The 25,670-nt window shown below is 73.0% G+C and carries 18 protein-coding genes and 1 pseudogene; 7 read left to right on the top strand and 12 right to left on the bottom strand.

The annotated features are described in order from the left end of the window. Positions 1–9 precede the first annotated feature (9 nt). The 3 genes from MXD57_RS13320 to MXD57_RS13310 are packed head-to-tail and all read right to left on the bottom strand — an operon-like array spanning position 10 to position 3,774. A complete protein-coding gene (locus tag MXD57_RS13320) occupies positions 10–2,382 on the bottom strand; it encodes an aerobic carbon-monoxide dehydrogenase large subunit (RefSeq protein ID WP_250401591.1) in 2,373 nt (790 codons plus the stop codon). Next, positions 2,379–2,900 carry a (2Fe-2S)-binding protein gene (locus tag MXD57_RS13315; protein WP_250401590.1) on the bottom strand — a complete coding sequence of 174 codons (522 nt, stop codon included), beginning with the start codon at positions 2,898–2,900 and terminating at the stop codon, positions 2,379–2,381. Before MXD57_RS13315 ends, MXD57_RS13320 begins: the two co-directional genes overlap by 4 nt. 1 nt (position 2,901) lies before the next feature. After that, positions 2,902–3,774 carry an FAD binding domain-containing protein gene (locus tag MXD57_RS13310; RefSeq protein WP_250401589.1) on the bottom strand — a complete coding sequence of 291 codons (873 nt, stop codon included), beginning with the start codon at positions 3,772–3,774 and terminating at the stop codon, positions 2,902–2,904. A gap of 116 nt (positions 3,775–3,890) precedes the next feature. Here MXD57_RS13310 and MXD57_RS13305 point away from each other — a divergent pair, with 116 nt between their 5' ends. Beyond that, entirely contained in the window at positions 3,891–4,847 is a 957-nt protein-coding gene (locus tag MXD57_RS13305; RefSeq protein ID WP_250401588.1) for a LysR family transcriptional regulator, read from the top strand. Between the two features lie 43 nt (positions 4,848–4,890). On the opposite strand, the gene MXD57_RS13300 is transcribed toward MXD57_RS13305, so the two are convergent. Both MXD57_RS13300 and MXD57_RS31795 read right to left on the bottom strand, forming a co-directional pair. Continuing rightward, the gene (locus MXD57_RS13300) at positions 4,891–6,411 is read right to left on the bottom strand and encodes a catalase (protein WP_250401587.1); all 1,521 of its coding nucleotides are present in this window, start codon (positions 6,409–6,411) and stop codon (positions 4,891–4,893) included. Positions 6,412–6,554: 143 nt separating this feature from the next. Further along, positions 6,555–7,088, bottom strand: a complete 534-nt coding sequence (locus MXD57_RS31795) for a sterol desaturase family protein (protein ID WP_308290737.1) — start codon at positions 7,086–7,088, stop codon at positions 6,555–6,557. A gap of 101 nt (positions 7,089–7,189) precedes the next feature. On the opposite strand from MXD57_RS31795, the gene MXD57_RS13290 reads away from it, so the two are divergent. The 5 genes from MXD57_RS13290 to MXD57_RS13275 all read left to right on the top strand — a co-directional run bounded on the left by MXD57_RS13290 (position 7,190) and on the right by MXD57_RS13275 (position 14,592). Continuing rightward, positions 7,190–8,257 carry a MerR family transcriptional regulator gene (locus MXD57_RS13290; RefSeq protein ID WP_250401586.1) on the top strand — a complete coding sequence of 356 codons (1,068 nt, stop codon included), beginning with the start codon at positions 7,190–7,192 and terminating at the stop codon, positions 8,255–8,257. Between the two features lie 459 nt (positions 8,258–8,716). Continuing rightward, positions 8,717–12,754: a GDSL-type esterase/lipase family protein gene (locus tag MXD57_RS13285; protein ID WP_250401585.1), complete on the top strand. Its 4,038-nt coding sequence runs from the start codon at positions 8,717–8,719 to the stop codon at positions 12,752–12,754. A gap of 6 nt (positions 12,755–12,760) precedes the next feature. Beyond that, positions 12,761–12,892 carry a hypothetical protein gene (locus MXD57_RS31505; protein ID WP_284505501.1) on the top strand — a complete coding sequence of 44 codons (132 nt, stop codon included), beginning with the start codon at positions 12,761–12,763 and terminating at the stop codon, positions 12,890–12,892. Positions 12,893–13,046: 154 nt separating this feature from the next. Then, positions 13,047–13,598: a hypothetical protein gene (locus MXD57_RS13280; RefSeq protein ID WP_250401584.1), complete on the top strand. Its 552-nt coding sequence runs from the start codon at positions 13,047–13,049 to the stop codon at positions 13,596–13,598. A 22-nt stretch (positions 13,599–13,620) separates the two neighbouring features. Continuing rightward, the gene (locus MXD57_RS13275; protein ID WP_250401583.1) at positions 13,621–14,592 is read left to right on the top strand and encodes a hypothetical protein; all 972 of its coding nucleotides are present in this window, start codon (positions 13,621–13,623) and stop codon (positions 14,590–14,592) included. Positions 14,593–14,773: 181 nt separating this feature from the next. On the opposite strand, the gene MXD57_RS13270 is transcribed toward MXD57_RS13275, so the two are convergent. The 7 genes and pseudogenes from MXD57_RS13270 to MXD57_RS13240 all read right to left on the bottom strand — a co-directional run bounded on the left by MXD57_RS13270 (position 14,774) and on the right by MXD57_RS13240 (position 24,473). Beyond that, positions 14,774–15,958, bottom strand: coding sequence for a sensor histidine kinase (locus tag MXD57_RS13270; RefSeq protein ID WP_250401582.1), 1,185 nt, complete (start codon positions 15,956–15,958; stop codon positions 14,774–14,776). Then, positions 15,955–17,715 (bottom strand): sodium/solute symporter, encoded by a 1,761-nt coding sequence (locus tag MXD57_RS13265; protein ID WP_250401581.1) that lies wholly within the window; start codon positions 17,713–17,715, stop codon positions 15,955–15,957. The genes MXD57_RS13270 and MXD57_RS13265 overlap by 4 nt, the downstream gene beginning before the upstream one ends. Next, a complete protein-coding gene (locus tag MXD57_RS13260; protein WP_250401580.1) occupies positions 17,712–18,083 on the bottom strand; it encodes a hypothetical protein in 372 nt (123 codons plus the stop codon). The genes MXD57_RS13265 and MXD57_RS13260 overlap by 4 nt, the downstream gene beginning before the upstream one ends. Positions 18,084–18,220: 137 nt before the next feature. After that, positions 18,221–19,078 carry a LytR/AlgR family response regulator transcription factor gene (locus MXD57_RS13255; RefSeq protein WP_250401579.1) on the bottom strand — a complete coding sequence of 286 codons (858 nt, stop codon included), beginning with the start codon at positions 19,076–19,078 and terminating at the stop codon, positions 18,221–18,223. Between the two features lie 136 nt (positions 19,079–19,214). Continuing rightward, positions 19,215–21,587: a glycoside hydrolase family 65 protein gene (locus MXD57_RS13250; protein ID WP_250401578.1), complete on the bottom strand. Its 2,373-nt coding sequence runs from the start codon at positions 21,585–21,587 to the stop codon at positions 19,215–19,217. Between the two features lie 38 nt (positions 21,588–21,625). Continuing rightward, a pseudogene (locus MXD57_RS13245) lies at positions 21,626–21,976 on the bottom strand (molybdopterin cofactor-binding domain-containing protein); the annotation flags it as partial. 619 nt (positions 21,977–22,595) lie between these two features. Next, a complete protein-coding gene (locus MXD57_RS13240; RefSeq protein ID WP_250401639.1) occupies positions 22,596–24,473 on the bottom strand; it encodes an ABC transporter ATP-binding protein in 1,878 nt (625 codons plus the stop codon). A gap of 93 nt (positions 24,474–24,566) precedes the next feature. Between MXD57_RS13240 and MXD57_RS13235 the strand changes: the two genes are divergently transcribed. Continuing rightward, positions 24,567–25,634 (top strand): lysylphosphatidylglycerol synthase transmembrane domain-containing protein, encoded by a 1,068-nt coding sequence (locus tag MXD57_RS13235; protein WP_284505500.1) that lies wholly within the window; start codon positions 24,567–24,569, stop codon positions 25,632–25,634. The last annotated feature ends 36 nt before the right edge of the window (positions 25,635–25,670 follow it).

Below are 25,670 nucleotides of genomic sequence, written 5' to 3'. Positions count from 1 at the left end.
GCGGGCGCCTCAGGTGATCGCCAGGTCGGTGCGCAGTGGCCGGCCCTGGGCGGCCCGCCACACCGCGGCGGGCGTCAGCGGCATGTCGACATGGTGCACGCCGAGCGGCTTCAGGGCGTCGACCACGGCGTTGACCACGGCGGCGGGCGAGCCGACCGTCGCGGACTCGCCGATGCCCTTGGCCCCGATGGGGTGGTGCGGGGAGGGGGTGACGGTCTCGCCCAGCTCCCACGAAGGGCATTCGACCGAGGTGGGCAGGAGGTAGTCCATGAACGAGCCGCCGAGGCAGTTGCCGTCCTCGTCGAAGGCGATCACCTGCATGAGCGCCATGCCCAGGCCGTCGGCGAGGCCGCCGTGCACCTGCCCCTCGACGATCATGGGATTGATCCGGTTGCCGCAGTCGTCCACGGCGATGAACCGGCGGACCCTCACCTGTCCGGTGCCCGCGTCGACGTCGGCGACGCAGATGTACGCGCCGAAGGGGAAGGTGAGGTTCGGCGGGTTGTAGACGCAGCTCGCGTCCAGGTGGCCCTCGACGCCCTCGGGCAGCTCCAGGCTGGAGTGCGCGGCGAGCGCGATCTCCGCCATGGTGCGTCCCTGGTCGGGGTCGCCCGTGACGAACCAGCGGCCCTTCTCCCATTCCAGGTCGTCCGGGCTCACCTCGAGCATCGCGGAGGCGACGATCCTCGCCCGTTCGCGCACCTTGCGGGCGACCATCGCGGTCGCGGCCCCGGAGACCGGCGTGGAACGGGATCCGTAGGTGCCGAGCCCGAACGGGGTCTGGTCGGTGTCGCCGTGCACCACCTCGACGTCCTCGGGCGGGATGCCCAGTTCCTCGGCGACGATCTGCGCGAACGTCGTCTCGTGGCCCTGCCCCTGGCTCTGCACGGAGATCCGCAGGACGGCCTTGCCGGTCGGGTGGACCCGCAACTCGGCGCCGTCCGCCATGCCCAGTCCCAGGATGTCCATGTGCCCTCGCGGACCGGCGCCGACGGCCTCGGTGAAGAAGCTGACCCCGATGCCCGTCAGCTCGCCGCGCTCGCGCTTCTCGGCCTGCTCGCGGCGCAGGTCCGCGTAGTGCGCGATGTCCATGGCCAGTCGCAGCGCTCTCGGGTAGTCGCCGGAGTCGTACTCCCATCCCGTCCGTGTCCGGTACGGGAACTGCCCGGGCCGCAGCAGGTTGCGCATCCGCAGCTCGGCCGGGTCCGTGCCGAGTCTGTCCGCGAGCAGGTCGACCATCCGCTCGACCAGGTACACGGCCTCGGTGACCCGGAACGAGCAGGCGTAGGCGACGCCGCCGGGGGCCTTGTCGGTGTAGACGCCGGTCACGGTGCAGTGCGCGGCGGCCAGGTCGTACGAGCCGGTGAAGACGCCGAAGAAACCGGCCGGGAACTTGGTCGGCTGCGCGGTGGCGTTGAACGCGCCGTGGTCGGCGATCACATGGACGCGCAGGCCCAGGATCTTGCCGTCCTTCGTCGCCGCGATCCCGCCGTGCATGTGGTAGTCGCGGGCGAAGGAGGTGCTCATCAGGTTCTCCGAGCGGTCCTCCACCCACTTCACCGGCTTACCGGTGACGATCGAGCCGACGACCGCGCACACGTAACCGGGGTAGATGCCGACCTTGTTGCCGAAGCCGCCCCCGATGTCCGGGGAGATGATCCGGATCTTGTGCTCCGGGATGCCGGCCACCATCGCGTAGATCGTGCGGTGGGCGTGCGGGGCCTGGGTGGTGGACCACACCGTCAGCTTCCCGGTGATGGCGTCCATGTCCGCCACGGTGCCGCAGGTCTCCAGCGGCGCCGGGTGGACCCGCGGGTAGAGCATGTCCTGCTCCACCACGACGTCGGCGCCGGCGAAGACCTCGTCGGTCCGCGCCTCGTCACCCGCCGACCAGTCGAAGATGTGGTTGTCGGTCCGCCCCTCCTGGTCGTCGCGGATCACCGGCGCGTCCGGGTCGAGTGCCCGGCGGGCGTCGACGACCGCCGGGAGCGGTTCGTACTCCACGTCGATCAGTTCGAGGGCGTCCCGGGCGGCGTAGCGGTCCTCGGCGACGACGAAGGCGACCTCCTGGCCCTGGAAGCGCACCTTGTCGGTGGCGAGCACCGCCTGTGTGTCGGAGGAGAGGGTGGGCATCCAGGCCAGCCCGAGACCGGCCAGGGTCTCCCCGGTGATCACGGCCCTGACCTTCGGGTGCGCCTCCGCGGCGCTGGTGTCGACGGACACGATCCGGGCGTGCGCCAGCGGGCTGCGCAGGATCGCGCCGTGGAGCATCCCGGGCAGCGTCACGTCGTCGACGTAGGTTCCGTGACCGCGGACGAAGCGCGCGTCCTCCTTGCGGGGCATCCGTCCGAAACCGACCGGCCGTTCCTCGGTGGTCGTCATGCCCGCACCTCCTCGCGGCCGGGCGCCGGCTCGGTGCCCGCGTCGGCGGTCCCCCGCGCCCCGCCGTGTCCGGCGGCCCAGCGGATGGCGCGCACGATGTTCTCGTATCCGGTGCAGCGGCACATCTGTCCGGAGATGGCCTCGCGGACGTCCTCCTCGGACGGGTCCGCGTCGTGGTCGAGCAGCCAGCGGGCGGTCATCATCATGCCCGGCGTGCAGAAGCCGCACTGCAGTCCGTGGCAGGCGATGAACCCCTGCTGCACCGGGTCGAGTTCGGCACCGTGCGCCAGCCCCTCGACGGTCCGCACCTCGTGGCCGTCGGCCATCACCGCGAGCACGGTGCAGGACTTCACCGGTGTGCCGTCCAGCCAGACGGTGCACACGCCGCAGTTGGAGGTGTCACAGCCCCAGTGGGTGCCGGTGAGCCCGAGTTCGTCGCGCAGGAAGTGCACGAGCAGCAGCCTGGGCTCCACGTCCCTCGTGTGCTGCTCGCCGTTCACGGTCACGGTGATCCGCATGTCACGCCTCCTGGCCCCGGGCGCGTGCGGCGGCGGCGCGCAGTGCCCGCGTGGTGAGCTCTCCCGCCAGGTGCCGCTTGTAGTCGGCCGGGCCTCGCTGGTCGGCGGCCGGCCGGCACTCCGCCGCGGCGAGCCGGCCGGCCTCGGCGAAGCGCTCGTCGTCCGGCCGCCCGCCGCGCAGGAAGTCCTCGGCCCGCTCGGCCACGAACCGCGGGGCACCCGCCGCGGTCAGCCCGATCCCGGCCTCGGTGACCAGGCCGCCGGAGATCTCCAGCACCGCTCCCGCGGCGACGACCGCCCAGTCGCCGACCCGGCGCTCGACCTTGCGGTAGGCACTGGCGTGCGAGCGGATGGGCACGCGGATCTCCACCAGGAGCTCCGCCTCGGTCAGCGCGGTCTCGTACGGCCCGAGGAAGAATTCCCTGATCGCCACGGTGCGCCTGCCGGCGGGGCCCTGGGTCACCAGGGTCGCCCGCAGCGCCGAGAACGCCGCGGACAGGTCCTCCGACGGATCGGCCTGGCACAGGGAGCCGCCCACGGTGCCGCGGTTGCGGACGAGCGGGTCCGCGATGACCCGCTCGGCGTCCCGCAGGATGGGGAAGTGTTCGCCGACGACCGGCGAGGCGAGCAGTTCGGCGTGGCGGACCATCGCTCCGACGGCCAGGTCGTGGCCGTCCACCCGGATCGACGCCAGCTCGCCGAGGCCGTTGATGTCGATCAGCGCTTCGGGCTGGGCCAGCCGCAGCTTCATCATGGGCAGCAGGCTGTGCCCGCCCGCCACCACCCGGGCATCGGGGCCGTACCGTCCGAGCAGCTCGATCGCCTGCTCGACGCTGCTGGCCCTCTCGTACTGGAATGCGGCCGGTACCTGCATCGGGCCCTCCTGGGACGCTGTGCCCGTTGCCGTGACGATGCTGCGCTCCGCCGCACCGGCCGTGCAAGCGGTGGATAAGCATTCACTTATCGACCCGAACGCGAGAAAATGGGACGGTGACGGTCACACAGCTCAGCACCTTCGTGCTGGTGGCCCGGCTCGGGTCGGTGGGCGCCGCGGCACGCGCTCTGGACGTGAGCGAGTCCGCGGTGTCGCAGACGCTCGCCGCGCTGCGTGCCCACTTCGGCGATCCGCTCATCAGACGCACCGGCGGCGGCGGGATGCGGCTGACCCCGGCCGGGGCGCGGCTGCTGCCGGTCGCCTCGCGGATGGTCGCGCTGAGCGCGGACGCCGAGGCCGCGGTGCGAACGGCCCGGGGCGCGCCGGACGAACTGCGGGTCGTCGCCACGAGCACGCTGGCCGAGTTCGTGCTCCCCTCGTTGGCGGAGGCCTTCGCCTGCCGCTCCGGACCCAGGACCGAGACGTCCTTCGGGGTGGCCGCCGGCAGCGGGATGCGCGCGCTGGTGGAGAACCGGCTGGCCGATGTCGCGCTCGGGCCGTGTCCGGGTGACGACGGCGGGGGCGAGCTGGTCAGCGAGCCGCTGTTCCGCGCCCGGCTCGTCGTGGTGACCGGTGCCAGGACGCCCCGGCCGCCCGGTCCGCCGCATCGGTGGCCGTGGCTGGTCGACTCCTCCGGGACCGATCCGGACGCCGACTCCGGGCGGCTGCTGCGGCGGCTCGAGGTCCCGGAGGCGAACGTGCGGGTGTTCCCCAACCAGACCGCCGCCCTGGCGGCCGCCGCCGAGGGCACGGGAGTGGCACCGGCGACGGAGCATCTGGTGTCGCCCCGCGTCCGGCGCGACGAGCTGCGTCTGCTGGAGACGCCGGCCACGCCGTCGGACGCCACGTGGCACGTCACGGTCGCGCGGCCGGGACACCGTTCCCCGGCCACCGACGCCTTCCTGTACTTCCTGCGCACACCCGCGGCGACCCGGATCATGCGCGCACCCGGCGCGGGCGTCCCGCCCTCCCGGTTCCGGCCCCCGGTGTACGTCACGCTCTGGGGAGCGTGAGTTCCGCCCGGCGCGGCGGTGCGCCGGCGCCGGGCGGCGGAGCTCAGGCCTTGTGCCGCATGGAGCTCCGTGCCGGGTTGCCCTGCTCGGTGGCCTTCGGGTCCTTCTCGTCGGCCTTGGCCCGGACACCGTCGGCGATGCGCTTGCCGATGGTCTCGTCGATGTTGGACCAGTACGCGAAGGCGCGTTCGAGGACGGGTTCGGTCACTCCGTCGAGCAGGTGGCCGACGACGTTGTCGACCAGTCGGTCGCGGGCCGCGTCGTCCATGACCTCGCGCACCAGGGTTCCCGGCTGCCCCCAGTCGTCGTCCTCGGAGTGGGAGACGTAGGCGGAACGGGTGATCTCGCCGTCGGCCGTCCAGCTCGGCGGGGATCCGTACCGCTCGGTGTCCGCCGCGGGGCCGCCCTTGGAGTTGGGGGCGTACACCGGGTCGGTCGTGTTCCGGTACGCCATCGCCCCGTCCTTGGAGTAGGTGTGGACGTCGACGACAGGCGCGTTCACGGGGAGCTGCTGGTAGTTGCCGCCGATGCGGTGGCGGTGGGCGTCCGCGTAGGAGAACAGCCGGGCCAGCAGCATGCGGTCCGGGCTCGGTCCGATGCCGGGGACGAAGTTGTTGGGCTGGAACGCCGCCTGTTCGATCTGGGCGTGGTTGTCGGTGGGGTTGCGGTCGAGCGTCATCCGGCCGACCCGGATGAGCGGGTAGTCCCCGTGCGGCCACACCTTGGTCAGATCGAACGGGTTGAAGCGGTAGTTCGCGGCCTCCTCGTACGGCATCACCTGCACGTACAGGGTCCAGCTCGGGAAGTCACCGTCCCGGATGTGCTCGAAGAGATCACGGGTGTGGTAGTCGGTGTCCACCGCGGCCATCTGGTCGGCCTCGTGCTGGGTGAGGAACTCGATGCCCTGGTCGGTCTTGAAGTGGTACTTCACCCAGAACCGCTCACCTGCGGCGTTGATCCACAGGTAGGTGTGGGAGGTGTAGCCGTTCATGTGGCGCCAGGTCCGGGGCACGCCGCGGTCCCCCATCAGCCAGGTGACCTGGTGGGCGGACTCCGGGGAGAGCGTCCAGAAGTCCCACTGCATGTCGTGGTCGCGCAGGTTGTTGTCGGCGCGGCGCTTCTGGGAGCGGATGAAGTGCTGGAACTTCATCGGGTCCTTCACGAAGAACACCGGAGTGTTGTTCCCGACCATGTCGTAGTTGCCTTCGCTGGTGTAGAACTTCACCGCGAAGCCGCGCGGGTCACGCCAGGTGTCCGGGCTGCCACGCTCCCCCGCGACGGTCGAGAAGCGGACGACCAGGTCGGTGCGGACGCCGGGCTGGAACAAGGCCGCCTTCGTGTACGCGCTGACGTCGTCGGTGACCTCGAAGTGGCCGAACGCGCCGCTGCCCTTGGCATGCGGCTGGCGCTCCGGAATCCGCTCCCGGTTGAACTGGGCCATCTGCTCGATCAGGTAGGCGTCCTGCAGGAGGATCGGTCCCCCGGGCCCCACGGTCAGGGAGTGTTCGTCGCTCTCCACCGGCGCGCCGGAGTCGGTCGTGGTGGCGGGTCGGATCTCCGTCATCGCTCTGCTGCCTTCCGTAGTGTGGCCGCCGGCTCCGTGCGCCGCGTGCGACGCGGACGCGGCGGAGCGATCCCACCGGCCCTTCGTTTCCCACAGGCCGCGTGACCCGGAGGCGGCGGGGTAAACACCGCCGGCCCGGCGCATCACCCGCGGGTGTGACCGGTGCGGGCCGACCGGAGCGGCCACGGGCGGTCACCGGCCGGGTGCGTCCCGGGCTCCGCCGGGCTGCCCGGAGCCCGCCGCGACGTCACCCCCGCCGGGCGGGGCCGGGCGCGCGGATCACTTCTCGGCCCCGGGTGCCCGGCCGGGCGGCCCGAACAGGTACCCGGCGCGTTGGCGCACCAGGTCCGGGCCGCGCGGACGTCCCGCCAGGCGGCCGTGTACGCGTGGAAGGCCACCCGTAGCGGGTTGCGGGTTCCGATGTTCTTCGTGAGGCCGTACACCACGCGTGCGCCCTCCGGTTCGAAGGTCCCGAAGAGCCGGTCCCGGATGATGAGGATGCCGCCGTGGTCGCGGTCCAGGTACTCGCTGTTCGATCCGTGGTGGACGCGGTGGTGCGAGGGCGTGTCGAGGGCCGGTTCCACCGGACGCCACAGCCTGTCCACCCGCCCGGTGTTCAGGAAGAACCGGTGGACGAGGCTGAAGGTCCTGGACCGTCTGGTTCGGGCGTCGACCACGCCCACGGCGGCCCCGGCCGGGTCCGGTGGGACGCCTGACCCGGCCGGGGTTTGACCCTCGACCTGGTCGAGGGTCCAGAGTTCCGGATGTGGAGAGCGAGATGCGCAGTATCGGGGAGATGGCCCGCGACAGCGGACTGGGCGTGAGCGCCCTGCGGTTCTACGACCGGGCGGGCGTGCTGGTCCCGGCCCGGGTGGACCCGGTGAGCGGGTACCGCTGGTACGGCCGGGGGCAGTTGGAGGAGGCCCGGGTGCTGGCACGCCTGCGCCGGGCCGGCATGCCGCTGGCGGACGTCCGGCTGGTGCTGGCCGCCTGGCCCGGTACCGACACCGGTCTGGCCCGCTCGCTGCTGCAGGCACATCTGCGTCGGCTGGAGTCGGGACTGTCCGAGGCCCGCGTCGAGTTCTCCGCACTCCGGGCCCTACTCGACCACAGGGACAAGCACATGCCCCCGCTCCACACCGCCCCCGTCCACCTGTCCGTCCCGGCACCCGCACTCGCGGCGGCCCTGGACGCGGTCCGTTTCGCGGTGAGCACCGATCCCGAACTGCCCGTGCTGGGCGGCGTCCTGTTCGACATCGACGGCGACACGCTGTACGTCGTGGCCACCGACCGCTACCGGATGGCCGTCGCCCGGGCAGCGGTCGCCGGGTACGGCGGTCCGCGCGTCCAGGCCGTCGTGCCCACCGCGCTCGCGGACGCCGTGCGCGCGCTGCTCGGCGGGCGGGAGTCAGTCCGGCTGGAGCTGGACGGCGACCGGGTGGCCCTGGAGGCCGGCGACCGTCAGGTGGCCGGACGTCGTCTCGACCACGACTTCCCCGACTACCGCCGCCTGGTCCACCTGCCGGCGGGCCGCCGCGCCCTGGTCGGCGTGCCGGCCTTCCGCGCGGCGCTCGAGACGGGCCCTGTCCACGAACACAGCGGCTCCACGGCCGACTTGACCGTGCTCGAACTGGCGGCCGGCGGCACGGTGACCATTCGCGAGGACGCCGAGACCGGCCCCGGCCGCATCGCGGTCAACCGCGAGTTCCTGCTCCAGGCCCTCACCGCCGCCGCCCACGACCATCTCGTCCTGGAGTCCACGTCCCCGACGGCCCCCCTCGCGATCCGCCACCCCGACGACGAGCACCCCTTCTCGCTCCTGATGCCGGTGCGCCTGGAGGACTGACCCCGCGGGGAAAGCGGCAGAAGGGGGAACGTGGATCTTGCGTGGCATGTGCATGCTGGGCATAGGATGACAACGCGCCGGGCGGGTGGACTAGACCAACCGCCGGTTCTGTGTCGTGACCGTACGACACCAACGGGGACATTCACGGGGCGGGGGGCTACGTGTCGAAGGCGCGCTCGCCTGTCACGGATGGCCATGAGGGGGCTCAGCACGTGTCCGAGACAGCTCTGTGCCACCGCCGCGCCGGCCGGCGCGCCGCGGAACTCCTCGACGAACGGCGCGGCTTCATGAACCGCGGGTGACGGAGCGGGCCGCGGCGCGCACCGGTCCCGCGGCCCGCTTCCCGCCCGCGCCTCCGGGCGGCTCCCCGAACTCCCGCCCGGTCCACGGGCCCTTCCGGGCCGAGTCGTGCCCGCGCACGGGCGCGGGACACCCCACCGAGAAGCGAGGACACTCTCCTTGAGACCCAACAGACGCATACGCGGGCGGCTCGGCGCCGTGCTGGCCTGTGCCGTGCTGGCCGGCGGGCTGCTGCAGAGCGCGACCGCGCTCGCGGCGCCGCACGCCGCGCCCAGGCCCGGGCCCACCAGCAACGAGCCCGGCACCGGAGCCGGTGCCGCCACCGCCCGCGGCGGGCAGGTCGCCGACCCGGACAAGAAGCTCGGAAAGGGATGGCGGGGCAGCAAGGACCGCGCCGTCACCGCCGCCGCCGACGTGGACGGGCTGCACGTACTGGTCGCGGACAGCGCACGGGCCTACGACTGGCGGACCGCCGCCGTGCTCGGCGAGCCCGGCATGCCGGCGGACTCGTGGCTCGGCAACGTGTGCGTCATGGACCGCGACCACGCCGCCGTCGTCTACGCGCCCCGCACCTTCACCAACAAGCCGGACCTGATGCAGGGCGGCGCCTTCACCGCCGTCGTGGACCTGGCCACCGGCGAGGTGACCAAGCTCCCGTTCACCGCGTCGCTCGCCTACTTCGACCCGTCCTGCAACCCGGCGACCCACACCGCCGCGTTCACCGCCTTCCGCGACATGAACGACCCGGCCGCCACCCGGACCCGGGTGGTGACCGTGGACACCACCGGCAGGACCGTCGGCAAGGCCTCCGCACGCGGCGAGGTCACCAGCGCGGTGCCCGTCGAGGGCGGCGCGGTCGGCGCCCTGGGCCACGCCGTGGTCCGGCTCGGCCACCGCACCGGCAAGGTCGAGAAGCTGTTCACGGCCGGCGGGGTGCCCTACGACATCCACCCGGTCCACGGCGGGAGGATCGCCTTCGTGGAGCGGCGCGGCACCGAGGTCGCGCGGGCCCGGGTGTGGGGCGGGCACGGCACCCCGGCCACGGTCGCCACCGGCAGGCTCGGCAAGCTCGATCTCGAACGCGGCGGCTCCGACCAGGTGTTCCTCACCGGGCGTCCGGCCGGCGCCACCCACACGGCGGGCACCGGCATCACCCGGGTGAGCGCTCCGGCCGACACGGTCATCTCCAGCCAGGGACGGCTGGCCGTCGACGCGGTCCTCACCCCCGGTGTACGGGCGGGACTCGACCACATCGCCAGGGCGGGCAAGGGCTTCACCAAGGCCGACCCCGCGCCGCGCGGCGAGGACGCCCAGTCCCCGGCCACCGTGGCGGCGCACACGCCGGTGACGGTGACCTCCACGGCCACCGGCACCGGCGCGAGGATCGAGCAGACCGTCACCAGGACCGACGGCTCCACCGGAAACAGCCGGCTCTCCCCCGCCCTGACCGGCGCGAGCGCGCCGGACTCCGGCGCGAGCGGACCCGAGCGGTCGATGCTCACCGCCGCCGCGGCCGTCGCCTCGCAGGATCCGACGGATCCGGACCGCTGGTGCTCCGTCTCCCGCAACGACGTGAACGCGCAGGCGCTGCAGCCCACGCCCAACCAGGTCGAGTGGGCCGTGGACATGGCCGTCCGCGGCCAGCTCCGCTCCCAGTACATCCGCCAGGGCGGGTACCGCAACCAGACCGGGATCGGCACCATCGACCCGCAGGGCCTGTTCCCGGCGCCCACCCTGACCGGTGGCGGGCGGATCCCCGCCAATGTGATGCTGGGCATCATGGCCCAGGAGTCCAACCTCTGGCAGGCCGAGTCCGGTTCCATCCCCGGCCAGATGGGCAGCCCGCTGGCCGCCGTGGACGGCTACTACGGGCACAAGGCCGACCCGGCCGACCCGGACGCGTACTGGCACATCAACTGGGACAAGTCCGACTGCGGTTACGGCGTCGGACAGGTCACCGACGGGATGCGGCTCGCCGGGCACGAGAAGACCGGTGAGACGAGCCTGTCGCCGGCCCTGCAGAAGGCCGTCGCCGTGGACTACGCGACGAACATCGCCGCCTCCATGAAGATCCTCGCGGACAAGTGGAACGAGGTGCACACGGACGGGCAGAAGGTCACCGTCAACGACGACGACGCCTCCCGGGTGGAGAACTGGTTCACCGCCGTGTGGAACTACAACCTCGGCTTCAACGCCCCCACCCCGCACACCACCGGCCCCTGGGGTCTGGGCTGGTACAACAACCCGGCCAACCCCATCTACAAGAAGAGCTGGGGCCACCCGTTCATGGACACCGACGTGGACGGCACGGAGGCGAACAAGGACGCGGCGCACCCGCAGGACTGGCCGTACGAGGAGAAGGTGATGGGCTGGGCCGCCTGGTCCATGGACACCGGCTACTCCTACGCCACGTCCGGCCGCCAGGACTGGCCCGGTGAATCCGGCTTCTCCTCGGCCGGTTTCCGGCCCGCATGGTGGGTCACCAAGGAGCAGCGCAGCCAGGTCTCGCCGCCCCTCAGCACGTTCTGCAACGAGTACAACTACTGCGACTCGATCAGTCCGCCGGAGTGCGACACCGAGTCCTGCTACTCGCAGTACTGGTGGCACGCGCCGAACGCGACCTGGAAGGAGGACTGCGCGACCGACTGCGGTCACGAGAGCATCAAGTACCAGACGCTGGTCTCCGAGCCCGGGCGCGGCTACCGCCTGCAGCACGGCGAACCGGTGTGCTCCGGCGCCCCCGGCACCCATGTCGTCGCCTCCGTACCCAACGGGACCGAGTCATGGGGCGACTGCGGACAGGTCACCTCCTCGGGCAGCTTCCAGTTCGACTTCAACGCGGACACCGCGAACCACTACGAGGCCAAGGCGGACCTGCACCAGGTGGGCGGCGGCTACGGCGGGCACTTCTGGTACGCCCACACCCGCAACTCCGGTCACCTGGGCGGCGACTACGGCCCGATGACCGTCAGCGGCACCTGGACGCTGGGCCAGAGCCTGGACTGGGCGCGGGTGTTCGCGCACGTCCCCGACACCGGGGCCCACACGCAGCAGGCCCACTACGTGGTCGAGGGGGTCGCGGGCGGTGACCGTGACCGGTACATCAACACGCACTACGGCAGGAACACCTGGGTGGAACTCGGCGTCTACCACTTCACCGGTACGCCCCGGGTGCGGCTCACCAACACCACGGACGACGGCACGGCCGACGAGGACATCGCGTTCACGTCGATCGCCTTCCAGGAACTGCCGGGCAAACCGAAGGACATGGTCGTCGTGATGGGCGACTCCTACTCCGCCGGCGAGGGCGCGGGGGCCTACTCCCCCGAGTCCGACCGGGACAGCGAGAAGGAGACCTGGAACGCCTGCCGGCGCAGCGACAACTCCTGGGCGCGCAAGGCCACCCTGCCCGGCCGGTCCGCCACCCTCGGCCAGGTCGCCGACCAGCACACCACTTCCGCCGACTTCCTGGACGTGGCCTGCTCCGGTGCGCTGACGTGGAACGTGCGCGGGAAGGCGACGGACGACCAGGGCAACGACTACGACACCTGGCCCGTGTCGTGGGACGACCGGAGCAAGTACGCAAGCGCCGACGGGCAGTTCCACGAGATGGGGCAGATCAAGTCCGGTGTGCTCAGCACGGACACCACCCTGGTCGCCCTGACGGTCGGCGGCAACGACGCCGGCTTCCCGAGCGTGATGCAGTCGTGCGCCACCACGGGCTGTCCCGCCGAGGACGACGTCAGCCGGGACATCGACGACACCATGCCGAAGATCGAGAAGACCCTGCGGGAGATCCACGACCAGGCGCCCAACGCCGAGATCGTCCTGCTGGGTTACCCGCAGCTCTTCAACGAGGACTCCCTGACCTGCATCAGCGGCGTCGGCGGGGTGGGAATGATCCGCGTCAACGCCATGGCCCGGACCATGGCGAGCAAGCAGGAGCAGATGGTCACGTCACTGCGCTCGTCGGGCCTTCCGGTGAGCTACGAATCACCCGATCCCGACTTCGAGGGCCGGCGCGCCTGCGACGACCCCGAGGGCATCAACAAGATCGTCCTCGCCTCCCAGGGAGACGGTGACTTCCGCTGCGAACTGGGCGGAAGCTGGTGCGTCAGCCGCGAGAGCTACCACCCCAACGGGACCGGTACGAGCGCCTACGCGAAGGCGTTCGTCCGCGCCGTGGGCAAGCTGTGATCCGCCGTGCCGGCTGACGGTCGGGGGAGGACCGCCGGGTGGGCGAAGGTGCTGGCCGCCGTCGTCCTCCTGGTCCTTCTCCCCCTGGTCATCTGGGCGTTGTTCTCCTTCCAGGGGTCCGGCGCGTTCCCCTGGTGAGTCCGGCGGGTGCCTGACACACCGCCTCCGAGGTCCGCTTCGACCGTGCTCGCGTCCGTCCCCCGCCGGGGACGGACGCGAGCACGGCGAGGCCGTCCGCGGGCGGTGGAAATCCGGTCGCCTTTCCGGGCCCTCTCTGTAAGATCCACTTCAAATGATCATCACAACCCGAGCGAAGGGTTCCTCCAGCATGAAGAACGTCCGCCTGCGGTCCAGGATCGGGGCGGTGGCCTCCGCGTTCGCCGCGACCGCCGCGCTCATGGTCGGTGCCACTCCCGCCCACGCCGCCGAGTTCAAGGTCACGGACAACTGCGACGTGCCCTGGATCAACTGCTCCGAGGGCGATCTGTGGCTGCTGTACAACTCCAAGGACCTGGCGATCAGCGGCGGCAGATACGTGACGAGCTGGTCGTCGTTCTACGGCAACGTGAGCGACTACTGGGGCACCAGCCAGTATCAGGGCTCCACGCTGTCCACGTACCGCTACGTGTTCAACGGCAACGGCAACGGTTCCGGCCAGTACATGAAGAACAACGCGGCCTCGGTGCAGAACTGCGCCCCGGCCGACAACTACCGCGTGTACTACAACTCGGGCTACGGCGGCACCTCGCAGTACTTCGCGCACAACGAGCCCTGGGGTGACTGCAACCTCACCAACCTGATCTCGGCGCTGAAGAACAACAACGCCTCCCAGCACTTCGCCTGATCCGACCGAGGAGTGACCCCCCATGTGGAACAAGCGCGTCTTCATCGCCACGACTGTCATGATCGCGACAACCGGAATGCTCTCGACCTGCGGAACGAGCGGCTCCGGCCATGACGCGGCCGCCCCGGTCGCGGCGGACAAACCGCTGGTGAACAAGGCCAACTGGCCCAAGGCGACCCCGCAGCGCGGCCTGGCCAAGGGTCTGTCGCTGCCGCTCGAGACCTACATGCAGACCTACGCCGACACCGTCACCCTGGACACGGCCACCCGCCACCTCCAGGAGAAGTGCATGGCCGGCTACGGCTTCGACGTCAGGCTCAGCGTGGCCGGCGCCACCCCGCCGCCGAACGACAACGACGCCAACATGGAGCGCCGTTACGGCCTGACCGACCGCGCGACCGCCGCCAAGTACGGCTACGGCCTGCCCGACGCCCTGACCGACCAGCCCCGGCAGAAGCTGCCCAGCCTGAGCGAGGCTCAGGTGGAGGTGCTGACCGGGCACGGCAAGCCGACCAAGGCGGGCGCGAACGGCTCCTTCGTCGCCAAGGCCGCCCCGAAGACCTACAACGGCAAGAAGATCCCGGCGAAGGGCTGTGTCGGCTACGCGGCCGAGAAGATCGGCAAGCCGGCCGCCGACTTCCAGCTCGTCTCGGAGCTGAACGGCCAGTCGTTCCTCGAGTCGATGCGGGTCCCGACGGTCAAGAAGGCCATGGGCGCCTGGTCGCAGTGCATGAAGGCCAAGGGGTACCAGGCCGCGACGCCGACCGAGTCGGCGGAGCTGGTCCCGCACACCGACCCGGCCACCCAGAAGGAGATCGACGTCGCCCTGGCGGAGATCGACTGCAAGCAGCGGACCAACCTGGTGAAGGTCTGGTTCAAGGCCGAGACCAAGATCCAGAAGCAGCAGATCACGGCCCACAGGAGCAGCCTGACGGCCGCGAAGACGAAGAACACCAAGGCCCTCACCGCCGCCGGCACGGCGCTGAAGGACTGACGCCGGACGGCGCCCCGGTCACCGTAGGGCACGGCGGCCGGGGCGCCGACGCGACGGCCTTCAGGTCCGCGGCCGCGCCGCCGTGTCCCGCGGTGGTGCGGCCCGCACCGGCCCGGGCCCGGTCCGCCGCGCCGGCGGGTACGCAGGTGTCCGGTTCCCTTGCTTCGTGCGTCCGCTCCCTTCAGCGGGCCGAGCCCGGGTGGAACTTGGGGAGCCGGACGGTGATCTTCGTGCCGGCGCCGACGCCGGTCTCGATGACGAGGCCGTGGTCGTCGCCGTAGACCTGGCGCAGCCGCATGTCCACGTTGCTCAGGCCGATGCCGGCGGACGGGCCGCCCCGGCCGCGCAGCAGGTCGCGCAGGCGCTGCGGGTCCATGCCGACGCCGTCGTCCTCGATGACGACGCGGGCCTCGGTGCCCTCGTCCTCGGCGGTGATGGTGATCCGGCCCCGCTCCACGGACTCCTCCAGCCCGTGTTTGAGCGCGTTCTCGACGAGGGGCTGCAGACAGAGGAAGGGCAGCGTGACGGGCAGTACCTCGGGGGCGATCCGCAGTGTCACCTCCAGGCGTCTGCCGAAGCGGGCGCGGGCCAGTTCGAGGTACTGCTCGATCGAGCGCAGCTCCTCGGCGAGCGTGGTGAAGTCGCCGCCGCGCCGGAACGAGTACCGCGTGAAGTCAGCGAACTCCAGGAGCAGTTCGCGGGCCCGCTCGGGATCGGTGCGGACGAACGAGGCGATAGAGGCGAGGGAGTTGTAGACGAAGTGCGGCGAGATCTGGGCGCGCAGGGCCCGGATCTCGGCCTCGATCGCGCCGGACCGCGCCCGGTCCAGGTCGACGAGTTCGAGCTGCACCGAGACCCAGCGGGCCACTTCCTCGGCGGCCCGTACGACGACGGCGGACTCCCGGTCGGTGAAGGCGGCCAGGGCGCCCGCGGCCCGGCCGTCGACCGTCAGCGGGACCACCACCCCCCAGCGGACGGGACAGCGGGCGTCGGGGCAGGTCAGCGGGAACGTCCTGGTGCGCGCCGTGTGGGCGGGGCGGGCTGCGGCCGCGGCCCGGTGGTGCTCGCCGGTACCGTCCCAGGCGAGCACGGACTCCTCGTCGGCGAGGGCGAGGGCGACCGTGCCGAGCAGCGGCCGCAGCCGCCGGGCCGCCTTGCGGGCGGTGTCCGGGGTCAGTCCGGCACGCAGCGGCGGCGCGGCGAGTGAGGCGGTGTGCAGGGTGTGGAAGGTGGCCCGCTCCACGGGGGTGCCGACGTCGGCCGGGTTCTCCTGCTGACGGCGGGCCCCGGCATGGCCGAGGGCGGCGCCCAGGGCGAACAGCCCGAGCGCGGCCACGGCGAGGACGACGGTGCCGAGCGCGGTCACGGACGGCGCTCCCGGGACCGCTTCGGACCGGCGCCCGGTGCGGTGGCCGGGCCGCGCGGCGGCTCGGGCAGGTGGAGCCGGGCCATCGTGGCGGCCGCGGACGCGGGGACGCGGTGCCGGGTGGCCAGGGAGATCAGCACCATGGCCGCGAAGCCGGCGGGGACCGACCAGACCGCCGGCCAGGCCAGCAGGGTGTGCAGCGGGCCGGACGTCGCGCCGCCGGCGATGGTCACGGTCACCGCGGTGAGCGCGGATCCGCCGCCGAGGAGCAGTCCCGCGACCGCGCCGGGCGGGGTCAGGCCGCGCCACCAGATGCCGAGCAGCAGGAGCGGGCAGAACGACGACGCGGACACGGCGAAGGCGAGCCCGACCGCGTCGGCCACGGGGAGGTCGGTGACGACGGTGCTGGCCGCGGTGGGCACCGCTATGGCGGGCAGCGTGGCGAGCCGGAAGTGCCGGATGCCGAGGGTCGGCAGCACGTCCTGGGCGAGCACCCCGGCGACGGACATGGTGAGCCCGGAGACGGTGGACAGGAACGCGGCGCAGGCGCCGCCCGCGACCAGCGCGCCGAGCAGGTCGCCGCCGGGGCCGCCGATCAGCCGCTGCGGCAGGACGAGCACCGCCGCGTCGGTGTCGCCGGTCAGCAGCAGGTCGGGCGCGTAGAGCCGGCCGAGCACGCCGTAGAGCGGGACGAGCAGGTAGAAGGCGCCGAGCAGGCCGAGGACGACGACGGTGGTGCGGCGGGCGGCGCCGCCGTCGGGGTTGGTGTAGAAGCGGACGACGACGTGCGGCAGGCCCATGGTGCCGAGGAAGGTGGCGAGGATGAGCCCGTAGGTGGCGTACAGCCCGTGCTGTTCGCGTCCCGCCGACAGGGGCTGCGCCCAGCCGGTGGGGGCCGTGCCGGGGCCGCCGCCGTCGGGCAGCGGCACGGGGGCACCGCGCGGAAAGCCCAGGGTGGTGCCGGGACCGACGCGGTGGGTGCCCGCGCCGAGGGTGAGCGGGCCGTCGAGGGGCCGCCCGTCCACGGTTCCGGTGACGGTGACGCGCACCGGTGCGTGGACGGTGAGGGTCAGCGGCCGGTCGGTGGCGACCCGGGTGGAGCGCTGGAACACGGGACGCTCGTCCCAGGCGGGCGCCGGGGCCCGGTCGGCCCGCCAGGCTATGAGCAGGAACACGGCGGGCACCAGCAGGGCGGTGAGTTTCAGCCAGTACTGGAAGGCCTGGACGAAGGTGATGCTGCGCATGCCGCCGGCGGCCACCGCCACGGTGACCACGACGGCCACGACCAGGCCGCCGAACCAGCCCGGCGCGCCGGTGAGCAGCCGGAGGATCAGCCCGGCGCCCCTCAGTTGGGGCAGCAGGTAGAGCCAGCCGACGCCGACGACGAGCACGCTCGCGATCCGCCGTACGGCGCGGGACTCCAGGCGTGCCTCGGCGAAGTCCGGCAGGGTGTAGGCGCCCGAGCGGCGCAGCGGGGCGGCGACGAAGGCGAGCAGCACCAGGAAGCCTGCGGTGTAGCCGATGGGGAACCAGAGCATGTCGGCGCCCTGGGCGAGGACGAGTCCGGCGACCCCCAGGAAGGAGGCGGCGGACAGGTACTCGCCGCTGACGGCGAAGGCGTTGAGCCGCGGCGGGACGCTGCGCGAGGCGACGTAGAAGTCGGAGGTGGTGCGCGAGATGCGCAGGCCCAGCGCCCCGACAAGCACCGTGGCCAGGACCACGGCGGACACGCCGGCGATTCCGTACGTCTGGTTCAACGTCCGGTCACGTCACCCTCGTTGCGCTCGGCACGGCGGACGTACCAGGCTCCCGTGCACAGCAGGAGCGGATACGGTGCCACGCCCAGCAGCAGCCAGACGGCGAGCGGGACGTCGTGTCCGGCGCCGCCGGCGGTCAGGACGCGCAGGAGCACGGGCAGCAGCCCGAGCGAGAGGGCGAGCAGGACCGTCGCCGTGAGAGCGGCGCGGAGTTGACGTCGCATCAGGAACCGCACGGGGGTGTCGTCGTCCGGGACGGCGGGACGGCCGCCGGACGGGCTCACGGCGCGGGCCGGTGGCGGGCCGGCGCGGTCGGTGCGGGGCCGTCCGGTGACCACCTCTCTGCGAGGGACGGATTCCGCACCCATCACGCACTCCCCGACGCCCCGGTGATCACCTTGTTGCGGTGAGTGTACGCAGCGCCGGGGCGGTCAGGTAGGTACCGGACGAGGATCGCCGCAGGGCCGCCGCGACCGCTCGCCCGGGCCCCGGGGGCCGGGTCGAGTCACCGTCGACCGCGTACCGCGCCCTGGGCCCGCGCGGCCAGCAGGTCCCGCAGTTCCCGGGCGTTGCGGCGGCTCACGGCGAGGATCCGGTCGCCGACCCGGACGGTCAGGTTGCCGCCGTCCAGGCGCAGTTCCTCGATGCGGCCGAGAGCCACCAGGCGGCTGCGGTGGATCCGGACGAATCCGCGCGAGCGCCACTGCTCCTCCAGGGCGGTGAGCGGGACGCGCACCAGGTGGCTGCCGTGCGGTGTGTGCAGGCGGGCGTAGTCGCCCTGCGCCTCGACATAGGTGATCTCCGCGACGGGCACGAACCGGGTCACCCCGCCGAGTTCCACGGGGACCTGGTCGCGGGGGTGGCCGGCCGGGGCGGGGCCGGGGCCGCCGGATGGACGCCGGGGCGGCCGCGGCCCCTGCCCGGCCCGGGTCAGTTCGGCGACGCGCCGTACGGCCTCCGCGAAGCGCTCCTTGCGCAGCGGCTTGAGCAGGTAGTCCACCGCCTTGAGGTCGAACGCCCGGAGCGCGAAGTCCTCGTGGGCGGTGACGAAGACGATCAGCGGGGGGTCCGGGTGGTCGCCGAGCAGACCGGCCAGGTCCAGGCCGCTCAGACCGGGCATGTTGATGTCGAGGAAGACGACGTCGAAGGCGTCCGGGCCGTCGGGCCCGGCCGCCGTGGCCCGCTCCAGCAGGCGCACCGCCCGGGCGGCGTCGAGGGCGGGCACGGCGGTGCCGATCCGCTCGTCCTCGCCGAGCAGGTACAGCAGTTCCTCGAGTGCGGGTTCCTCGTCGTCCACCGCGAGCACGCGCAGCGGCTCCTGCCCGCCGCCGGTCCGTGGTCCGGGCCCTGCGCTCGCGCCCATGTACCGCATCCGCTCGTCCCCCCGCCCTGTCGTCCGCCCCGCCGTCCCGCGGCGGCTCGCGGACCCCGCACCCGCCCGAGGGCATCCTGCCGCTCGGGAGCCGTGGCCGTCGAGAAGCGTGCGGCGGGCGGGCGGGTCAGTCCAGCAGCCGCATGCGCACCCTCTCCCCCGGCCCGACCCGCACCACCCGGTCCTGCAGGCGGAAGTCGATGGGCGGGCGGCCGGAGGCGGACGGCACGACGGCCTCCAGCAGGCCCGCGCGCAGGCGCAGGCTCACGCCCCAGTGGCCCTGGTAGCGCAGGGAGAAGCCGTAGGAGGAGAGTTCCGGCAGCGGGACCGGGTCGAGCCACAGGGCGCCGTCACGGGTCTCCAGTCCGGTGAGGCAGCGCTGGACCAGGTCGAGAGTGCCGGCCATGGCGCCCAGGTGGATGCCCTCGCCGGTGGTGCCGCCCTGGACGTCGGCGATGTCGCCGCGCAGCGCCTCCTGGACGAAGCCCCAGGCGTCGGCACGGCGGGCGCGGGCCAGGATCCAGCCGTGCACGAGACCGCTGAGGGTGGAGCCGTGGGAGGTGCGGTGCAGGTAGTGGTCGACCGTCGCGGACCAGATGTCCTCATCCAGGCGGTGTCCCAACCGTCTGAACAGGGACTGGAGTTCGGCGGGTGAGAACAGGTAGCCCAGCATCAGCACGTCGGCCTGCTTGGACGCCTTGTAGCGGTTGACGGTGTCGCCCTCCGCCTCCAGGATCCGGTCGAGGCGCCGGATGTCGCCGTACCGTTCGCGATAGCCCTGCCAGTCCAGTTCGGCGAGGTCGCCGTAGCCGGCGAACTGGCTGACCACGCCTTCGTGGTAGGGCACGTGCAGGGTGCGTGAGACCTCCTCCCAGCGGGCGAGTTCGTCCTGTTCCAGGCCGATTCCCTCGGCGAGTTCACGGCGGCGCGGCTCGGGCAGGTCGCGCAGCAGGCCCAGCGCGCGCAGGAGCACCCAGGCCGCGGTGACGTTGGTGTAGGCGTTGTCGTCCAGGCCGGGCACGGTGGCGTCCGGATAGGCGTCGTGGTACTCGTCGGGGCCGACCACGCCCAGGATGCGGTGCCGGCCGAGGTGTTCGTCGTAGGTGGCCGAGTCGGCCCAGAAACGGGCGATCTGGAGCAGCATCTCGGCGCCCTCGGTGTGCAGGAAGTCGGTGTCGGCGGCGGCCTCGCAGTACTGCCACACGTTGTAGGCGACCGCCGAGCCGACGTGCCGCTGCAGCCGGGAGTGGTCCGGCAGCCAGCGGCCCGAGCGGGGGTTGAGGTGGAGCTCCTGGGTCTCCTCCCGGCCGTCGCTGCCGCTCTGCCACGGGTACAGGGCGCCGCGCAGACCGGCCTCGTGGGCCGTGTGGAGGGCGGCGTCCAGTCGGCGGTGGCGGTAGTGGAGCAGCGCACGGGACACCTCGGGCAGGTGCAGGTTGAGGTAGGGCAGCACGAACAGCTCGTCCCAGAAGACGTGTCCCCGGTACGCCTCGCCGTGCAGTCCGCGGGCGGGAACGCCGACGTCGAGGTCGGCGGTGTGCGGGGAGAGGCACTGCAGCACGTGGAAGAGGTGCAGGCGCAGGATGCTGCCCGGCTCACCGGGGACGTCGAGTTCGGCGCGCCGCCAGAGCTGTTCCCAGGCCGTGGCGTGCGAGGCGAGCAGTTCGTCGAAGGCGGGCGCGGTCTCGGCCCGGTCGACGGCGGCCCACAGCGGGTCGCTGATGGCCGGGTCGTGGGAGGTGTGCAGGGCGACGCACTTGTCGACGGTGACGGTGCGGCCGGGCGCGAGGGCGATCCGCAGGCGCCGCACGGCCCGCGCCGGCTCGTGCGCGTCGGTCGCCGGCGCGTCGGCGGTCAGCCGGCAGGCGAGCCCGACGGCGATGTCCGAGGTACGGGTGTGGCAGCGCAGCCACATGGCGCCCGACTCGGCGCTGCCCGACTCCACCCGGGTGAGGTGGCGGCCGTCGAGGTCGCGGTAGCGGGCCACGCCGGAGTTGGTGACGCGGCCGTCGAGCGCGGCCTCGACGTCGACTTCGCCGGTCCAGTCCTCCGCGCTGATGTCCGTGCGCAGGGCGGCGAGGTGGGGGTCGCCCATGTGGACCAGGCGGAGCTGGCGCACGAGGAGCGTGCCGCCGCCGTCGAGCCGGTACCGGGTGAGGCGTTCGAGCACGCCCGGGTCCAGGTGCAGGACCTGCCGGTGCTCGGCGACCGGGGTGGCGTCGGGGCCGAGCCAGTCGTGGCCGTCCGGGCGGACGCGCAGCGGCAGCCAGTCGGGGAGGTTGACCATGTCCTCGTTGTCGACCATGCGGCCGGCGATCTCGGAGGTGAGCCGGTTGTAGACGCCGGCCGCGTAGGTCCCGGGGTAGTGCACGTCGTCCGCGGCGCACTCGGGCAGCGCCCCGCGGGTGGCGAAGTAGCCGTTGCCCAGGGTGCACAGGGACTCCCGCAGCCGTTCCTCGGCCGGGTCGTAACCGTCGTACTCCCACAGCAGTCCTGGCACCTGGGGGCTCCCCCTTCCCGTGTCCCTCGTCGTGGCGGTCACCGTTCGGACAGCAGGCCGGTGAGGATCCGGTCCGGGGTGAGGGGCGGTTCACGGAACCGGATCCCGGTGGCGTGGTGCACGGCGTCGCCGAGGGCGGCGGCGGTGCCGACGGCGCCGGTCTCGGCGATCTCCATGCTGTCCGTCGCGTCGAGGTGCGGATCGCCCTCCTCGATCCCGTGGGCCGCGATGCCGGGTACGTCGGCGTGGGCGGGCAGGTGGCACGAGGCGAGGCCGGCCTCGGTGAAGTCGCCGAACCGGGCGTCCATGGTGCTGCCCTCGGTCAGGGCCATGCCCAGGCCCATGGTCGTGCCGCCGACGAACCGGGAACGCGCGGTACGGGCGTTGAGGGCGGTGCAGGCACCGCGGCCACCGTGGTCGCAGCCCTTCCTGGACCCGGTGGGGCCCAGGTCCGCGCGGAGCGGGTCCAGCGGGACCCGCCGGTGGTCGACGAGCAGCGTGCGGGGTTCGCCGTCGACGCGGCGGGTGACCTCCGCGTGCGGGTCTGGCCGGTTCTCGCTGGTCATGGCAGACAGGACCTTCCGGACGGGCCGCGGTGTCCGTGCACACCGCGTATCCAGGCTGCGGCCCCTCACACGTCCCGGCCACTCCGGGCCCGCCGTCCCCCACCCACCCCCACCGGACACGTCACCGCTCCGGCCCCGGGGCCCCGGTCGCCGGGCCGGACGGCGCGCGGCCCGGCCCGGCGGCGGGCAGGCGTGACGCGGACCGGCGCCCCGGGCGGACCGGACGGCCTGGGCGGCCGGTACGGACCGGCCAGGGCAGGGAGATCCCGGCCGGGCGGAAGGGGCGCCCGCGCAGTCGTCGGCGGAGCCGCCCACCCATGTCGGCGGGGCCGCCCGCGCACGGGCGGTCACGGTCGGCCGTCCAGAAGGCCGGCCGGGAGGCGTGGTGGACCGGGTGGTGGACGGGGGCGGCGGCCGGATCCGGGACGGCGCGGTCCGGCCGTCAGACGGCCGGTACCTCGCCGTCCCGCCGGGCGAACTGGGTGCGGTGCAGCTCCGCGTACCGCCCGTCCGCCGCCAGCAGCTCGTCGTGCGTGCCCCGTTCCACGATCCGGCCGGACTCCACGACCAGGATCTGGTCGGCGGCGCGCACGGTGGACAGCCGGTGCGCGATCACCACGGCGGTACGGCCCTCCAGGGCCTCGGCGAGAGCCTCCTGCACGGCGGCCTCCGAGGTGTTGTCCAGGTGGGCGGTGGCCTCGTCGAGGATGACCACGCGCTGCCGGGCCAGCAGCAGCCGGGCGATGGTCATGCGCTGGCGTTCGCCGCCGGAGAGCCGGTAGCCGCGCTCGCCGACCACCGTGTCGAGACCGTCCGGCAGGGAGCGCACGACGTCGGCGAGACGGGCGCGGCCCAGCGCGTCCCACAGTTCCTCGTCCGTCGCGTCCGGCCGGGCGAGCAGCAGGTTGGCGCGGACGCTGTCGTGGAAGAGATGCCCGTCCTGGGTGACCATGCCGAGGGTGGCCCGCAGCGAGGCGGCGCTCAGGTCGCGCACGTCGGCCCCGCCGATCCGCACGGCACCGGAGCCGACGTCGTACAGGCGCGGCAGTAGCTGCGCGATGGTGGACTTGCCGGCGCCCGAGGAGCCGACCAGGGCGACCGTGTGGCCGGGTTCGGCGCGGAAGGAGATGCCGTGCAGGACCTCGGTGCCGCCCCGGGTGTCCAGGGCGGCGACCTCCTCCAGTGAGGCGAGGGAGACCTGGTCGGCGGACGGGTAGGCGAAGCGGACGTCGTCGAACTCGACCGCGACCGGCCCCTGCGGCACGTCCCCGGCGTCCGGCTTGTCCTCGATGAGCGGCTTCAGGTCGAGCACCTCGAAGACCCGCTCGAAGCTGACCAGGGCGGACATCACCTCGACGCGGGCCCCGGCGAGCGCGGTGAGCGGGGCGTAGAGCCGGGTGAGCAGCAGGGCGAGGGAGACGACCGCGCCGGCCTCCAGGGTGCCGTGCAGCGCGAACCAGCCGCCGAGGCCGTAGACGAGGGCCAGGGCGAGGGCGGAGACCAGGGTGAGGCTGGTGATGAACACCGACTGGGCCGTGGCCGTGCGCACCCCGATGTCCCGGACCCGGCGGGCGCGGGCCGCGAACTCCGCCGACTCCTCCTCCGGGCGGCCGAACAGCTTGACCAGGGTGGCGCCCGGCGCGGAGAACCGCTCGGTCATCCGGGTGCCCATGGCCGCGTTGAGGGCCGCGGCCTCCCGCTGCATCCGGGCCATGCGGCTGCCCATCCGGCGGGCGGGCAGCACGAACACCGGCAGCAGCACCAGGGCGAGCAGCGTGATCTGCCAGGACAGGGTGAGCATCACCGCGAGGGTGAGCACCAGGGTGACGAGGTTGGTCACCACGCCCGAGAGGGTGTTGGCGAACGCGCGCTGGGCACCGATCACGTCGTTGTTGAGACGGCTGACCAGCGCTCCCGTACGGGTACGTGTGAAGAACGCGACGGGCATGCGCTGCACATGATCGAACACAGCCGTGCGCAGGTCGAGGATGAGCCCCTCCCCGAGCGTCGACGACAGGCGCCGGCCGAGGACGCCCAGTCCCGCCTCCGCGAGCGCGACCAGCGCGATCAGCAGGGACAGCCGTACGACGGCGCCGGAGTCGTGGCCCGCCACGATCGCGTCGACGACGTGGCCGGCGAGCACCGGGGTGGCCACGGCCAGCAGGGCCGTCACCACCCCGAGCAGGACGAAGCGGATGATGCCCGCGCGGTGCGGACGGGCGAAGGCGGCGATGCGGCGCAGCGTGGCGCGGGCGAAGGGGCGGCGCTCGGCCTGTGCGTTCATGACGCTGTGCAACTGCGTCCAGGCGGTGGTCTCCATGCTCATGGAAGAGAACGTAGGACCTCAAGCGTCGTTGAGGTCAATGTCCGCGCCCACCTGATTCCGCCCGCTGACCCGCACCCGAAGGGCTCCATGACTGCTTCCCCTCACCCGCTGCCCGTCCGTAAGCCGCCGTCCGCGCCCGCGCAATCCGCCGTTGGCGCGGCGCGGAGAGCCTCTTCCGGTGTGACAGCGCTCCGATTCCCCGACGTCCCCCGGGGCCGCGCACCCCGGCGCTTCCCGGTCCGGCACGCCCTGTGCGCGGTGCCGCTCGTGCTGGTCGCCGTGGCCGCGGTGCGGCACCGTTCGGTGCTCGCCGAGGGGTTCGGCCAGCTGCGCACCGCCTCCTGGCCGTGGCTGCTGGCGGCGGCCACCGCGACCTGCCTGACCTGGGTGGCGGCCGCGTTCACCCGGCAGGGGGCGGTGGTGCAGCCGCTGCCGAAGCGGCGACTGCTGGCCACCCAGTTCGCGGCGGGCGCGGCCAACCATCTGCTGCCCACCGGCCTCGGCGCCAGCGCGGTGAACCTGCGCTTCATGACCGTGTGCGGAGTGCCGCCGGCCCGTTCCTCGGCGGCGCTGGCCCTTTATCTGCTGGCGGAGAGCGCGGGACGGCTGGGCCTGCTGGCCGCGCTGCTGATCGCCTTCCCCGACGCGCTGCGCCCGGGCACGCTGCTGCCGGCCGGCGCCACGCTGCCGCTGCTGGCCGGGGCAGGCGCGCTGGTGCTGCTGGCGGCGGCCGCGCTCGCCCTCGCGCGGCGGCCGCGCACGGCCGTGCGCGCCTTCCTGCGGGACGCCCTGGACGAGGCGCGGTCGGTGCACACGCGTCCGGCCCGGGCCCTGGCCCTGTGGGGCGGCTCGCTGGCGTTCCCGGCGTGCCAGGCGGCCGGGCTCGCCGCCGTGGGCCGGGCGCTGGAGCTACCGGTGCCGCCGGCGCACATGGCGCTCGCCTATCTCGCGGCGACGGTCGCGGTGGCACTGGTACCGACGCCGGGCGGGATCGGCTCCGTGGAGGCGGCGCTGATCGTGGCGCTGGTCGCGGCGGGCGGCCCGGCCGCGATGGCCACCGCGGTGGTGCTGGCCTACCGGGTCATCACCGTGTGGGTGCCGCTGGTGCCGGGGGCGCTGACGCTGGGGGCACTGGTGCGGCTGAAGGTCATCTGAGGCAGAGTGGCCCTTCGAGCCGCCAGAGACACCCTG

Source organism: Streptomyces cellostaticus (assembly GCF_023630175.1).
GTDB lineage: Bacteria > Actinomycetota > Actinomycetes > Streptomycetales > Streptomycetaceae > Streptomyces > Streptomyces cellostaticus_A.
This window is presented reverse-complemented; position numbering and strand designations above follow the sequence as displayed.

Excerpts from the sequence above, each read along its gene's own strand:
- MXD57_RS13320 (WP_250401591.1), bottom strand. The coding sequence starts at position 2,382 with ATGACGACCACCGAGGAACGGCCGGTCGGTTTCGGACGGATGCCCCGC.
- MXD57_RS13235 (WP_284505500.1), top strand. The coding sequence starts at position 24,567 with ATGACTGCTTCCCCTCACCCGCTGCCCGTCCGTAAGCCGCCGTCCGCG.
- MXD57_RS13260 (WP_250401580.1), bottom strand. The coding sequence starts at position 18,083 with ATGGGTGCGGAATCCGTCCCTCGCAGAGAGGTGGTCACCGGACGGCCC.
- MXD57_RS13240 (WP_250401639.1), bottom strand. The coding sequence starts at position 24,473 with ATGGAGACCACCGCCTGGACGCAGTTGCACAGCGTCATGAACGCACAG.
- MXD57_RS13290 (WP_250401586.1), top strand. The coding sequence starts at position 7,190 with ATGCGCAGTATCGGGGAGATGGCCCGCGACAGCGGACTGGGCGTGAGC.
- MXD57_RS13275 (WP_250401583.1), top strand. The coding sequence starts at position 13,621 with ATGTGGAACAAGCGCGTCTTCATCGCCACGACTGTCATGATCGCGACA.
- MXD57_RS13255 (WP_250401579.1), bottom strand. The coding sequence starts at position 19,078 with ATGGGCGCGAGCGCAGGGCCCGGACCACGGACCGGCGGCGGGCAGGAG.
- MXD57_RS13310 (WP_250401589.1), bottom strand. The coding sequence starts at position 3,774 with ATGCAGGTACCGGCCGCATTCCAGTACGAGAGGGCCAGCAGCGTCGAG.
- MXD57_RS13315 (WP_250401590.1), bottom strand. The coding sequence starts at position 2,900 with ATGCGGATCACCGTGACCGTGAACGGCGAGCAGCACACGAGGGACGTG.
- MXD57_RS13300 (WP_250401587.1), bottom strand. The coding sequence starts at position 6,411 with ATGACGGAGATCCGACCCGCCACCACGACCGACTCCGGCGCGCCGGTG.
- MXD57_RS13280 (WP_250401584.1), top strand. The coding sequence starts at position 13,047 with ATGATCATCACAACCCGAGCGAAGGGTTCCTCCAGCATGAAGAACGTC.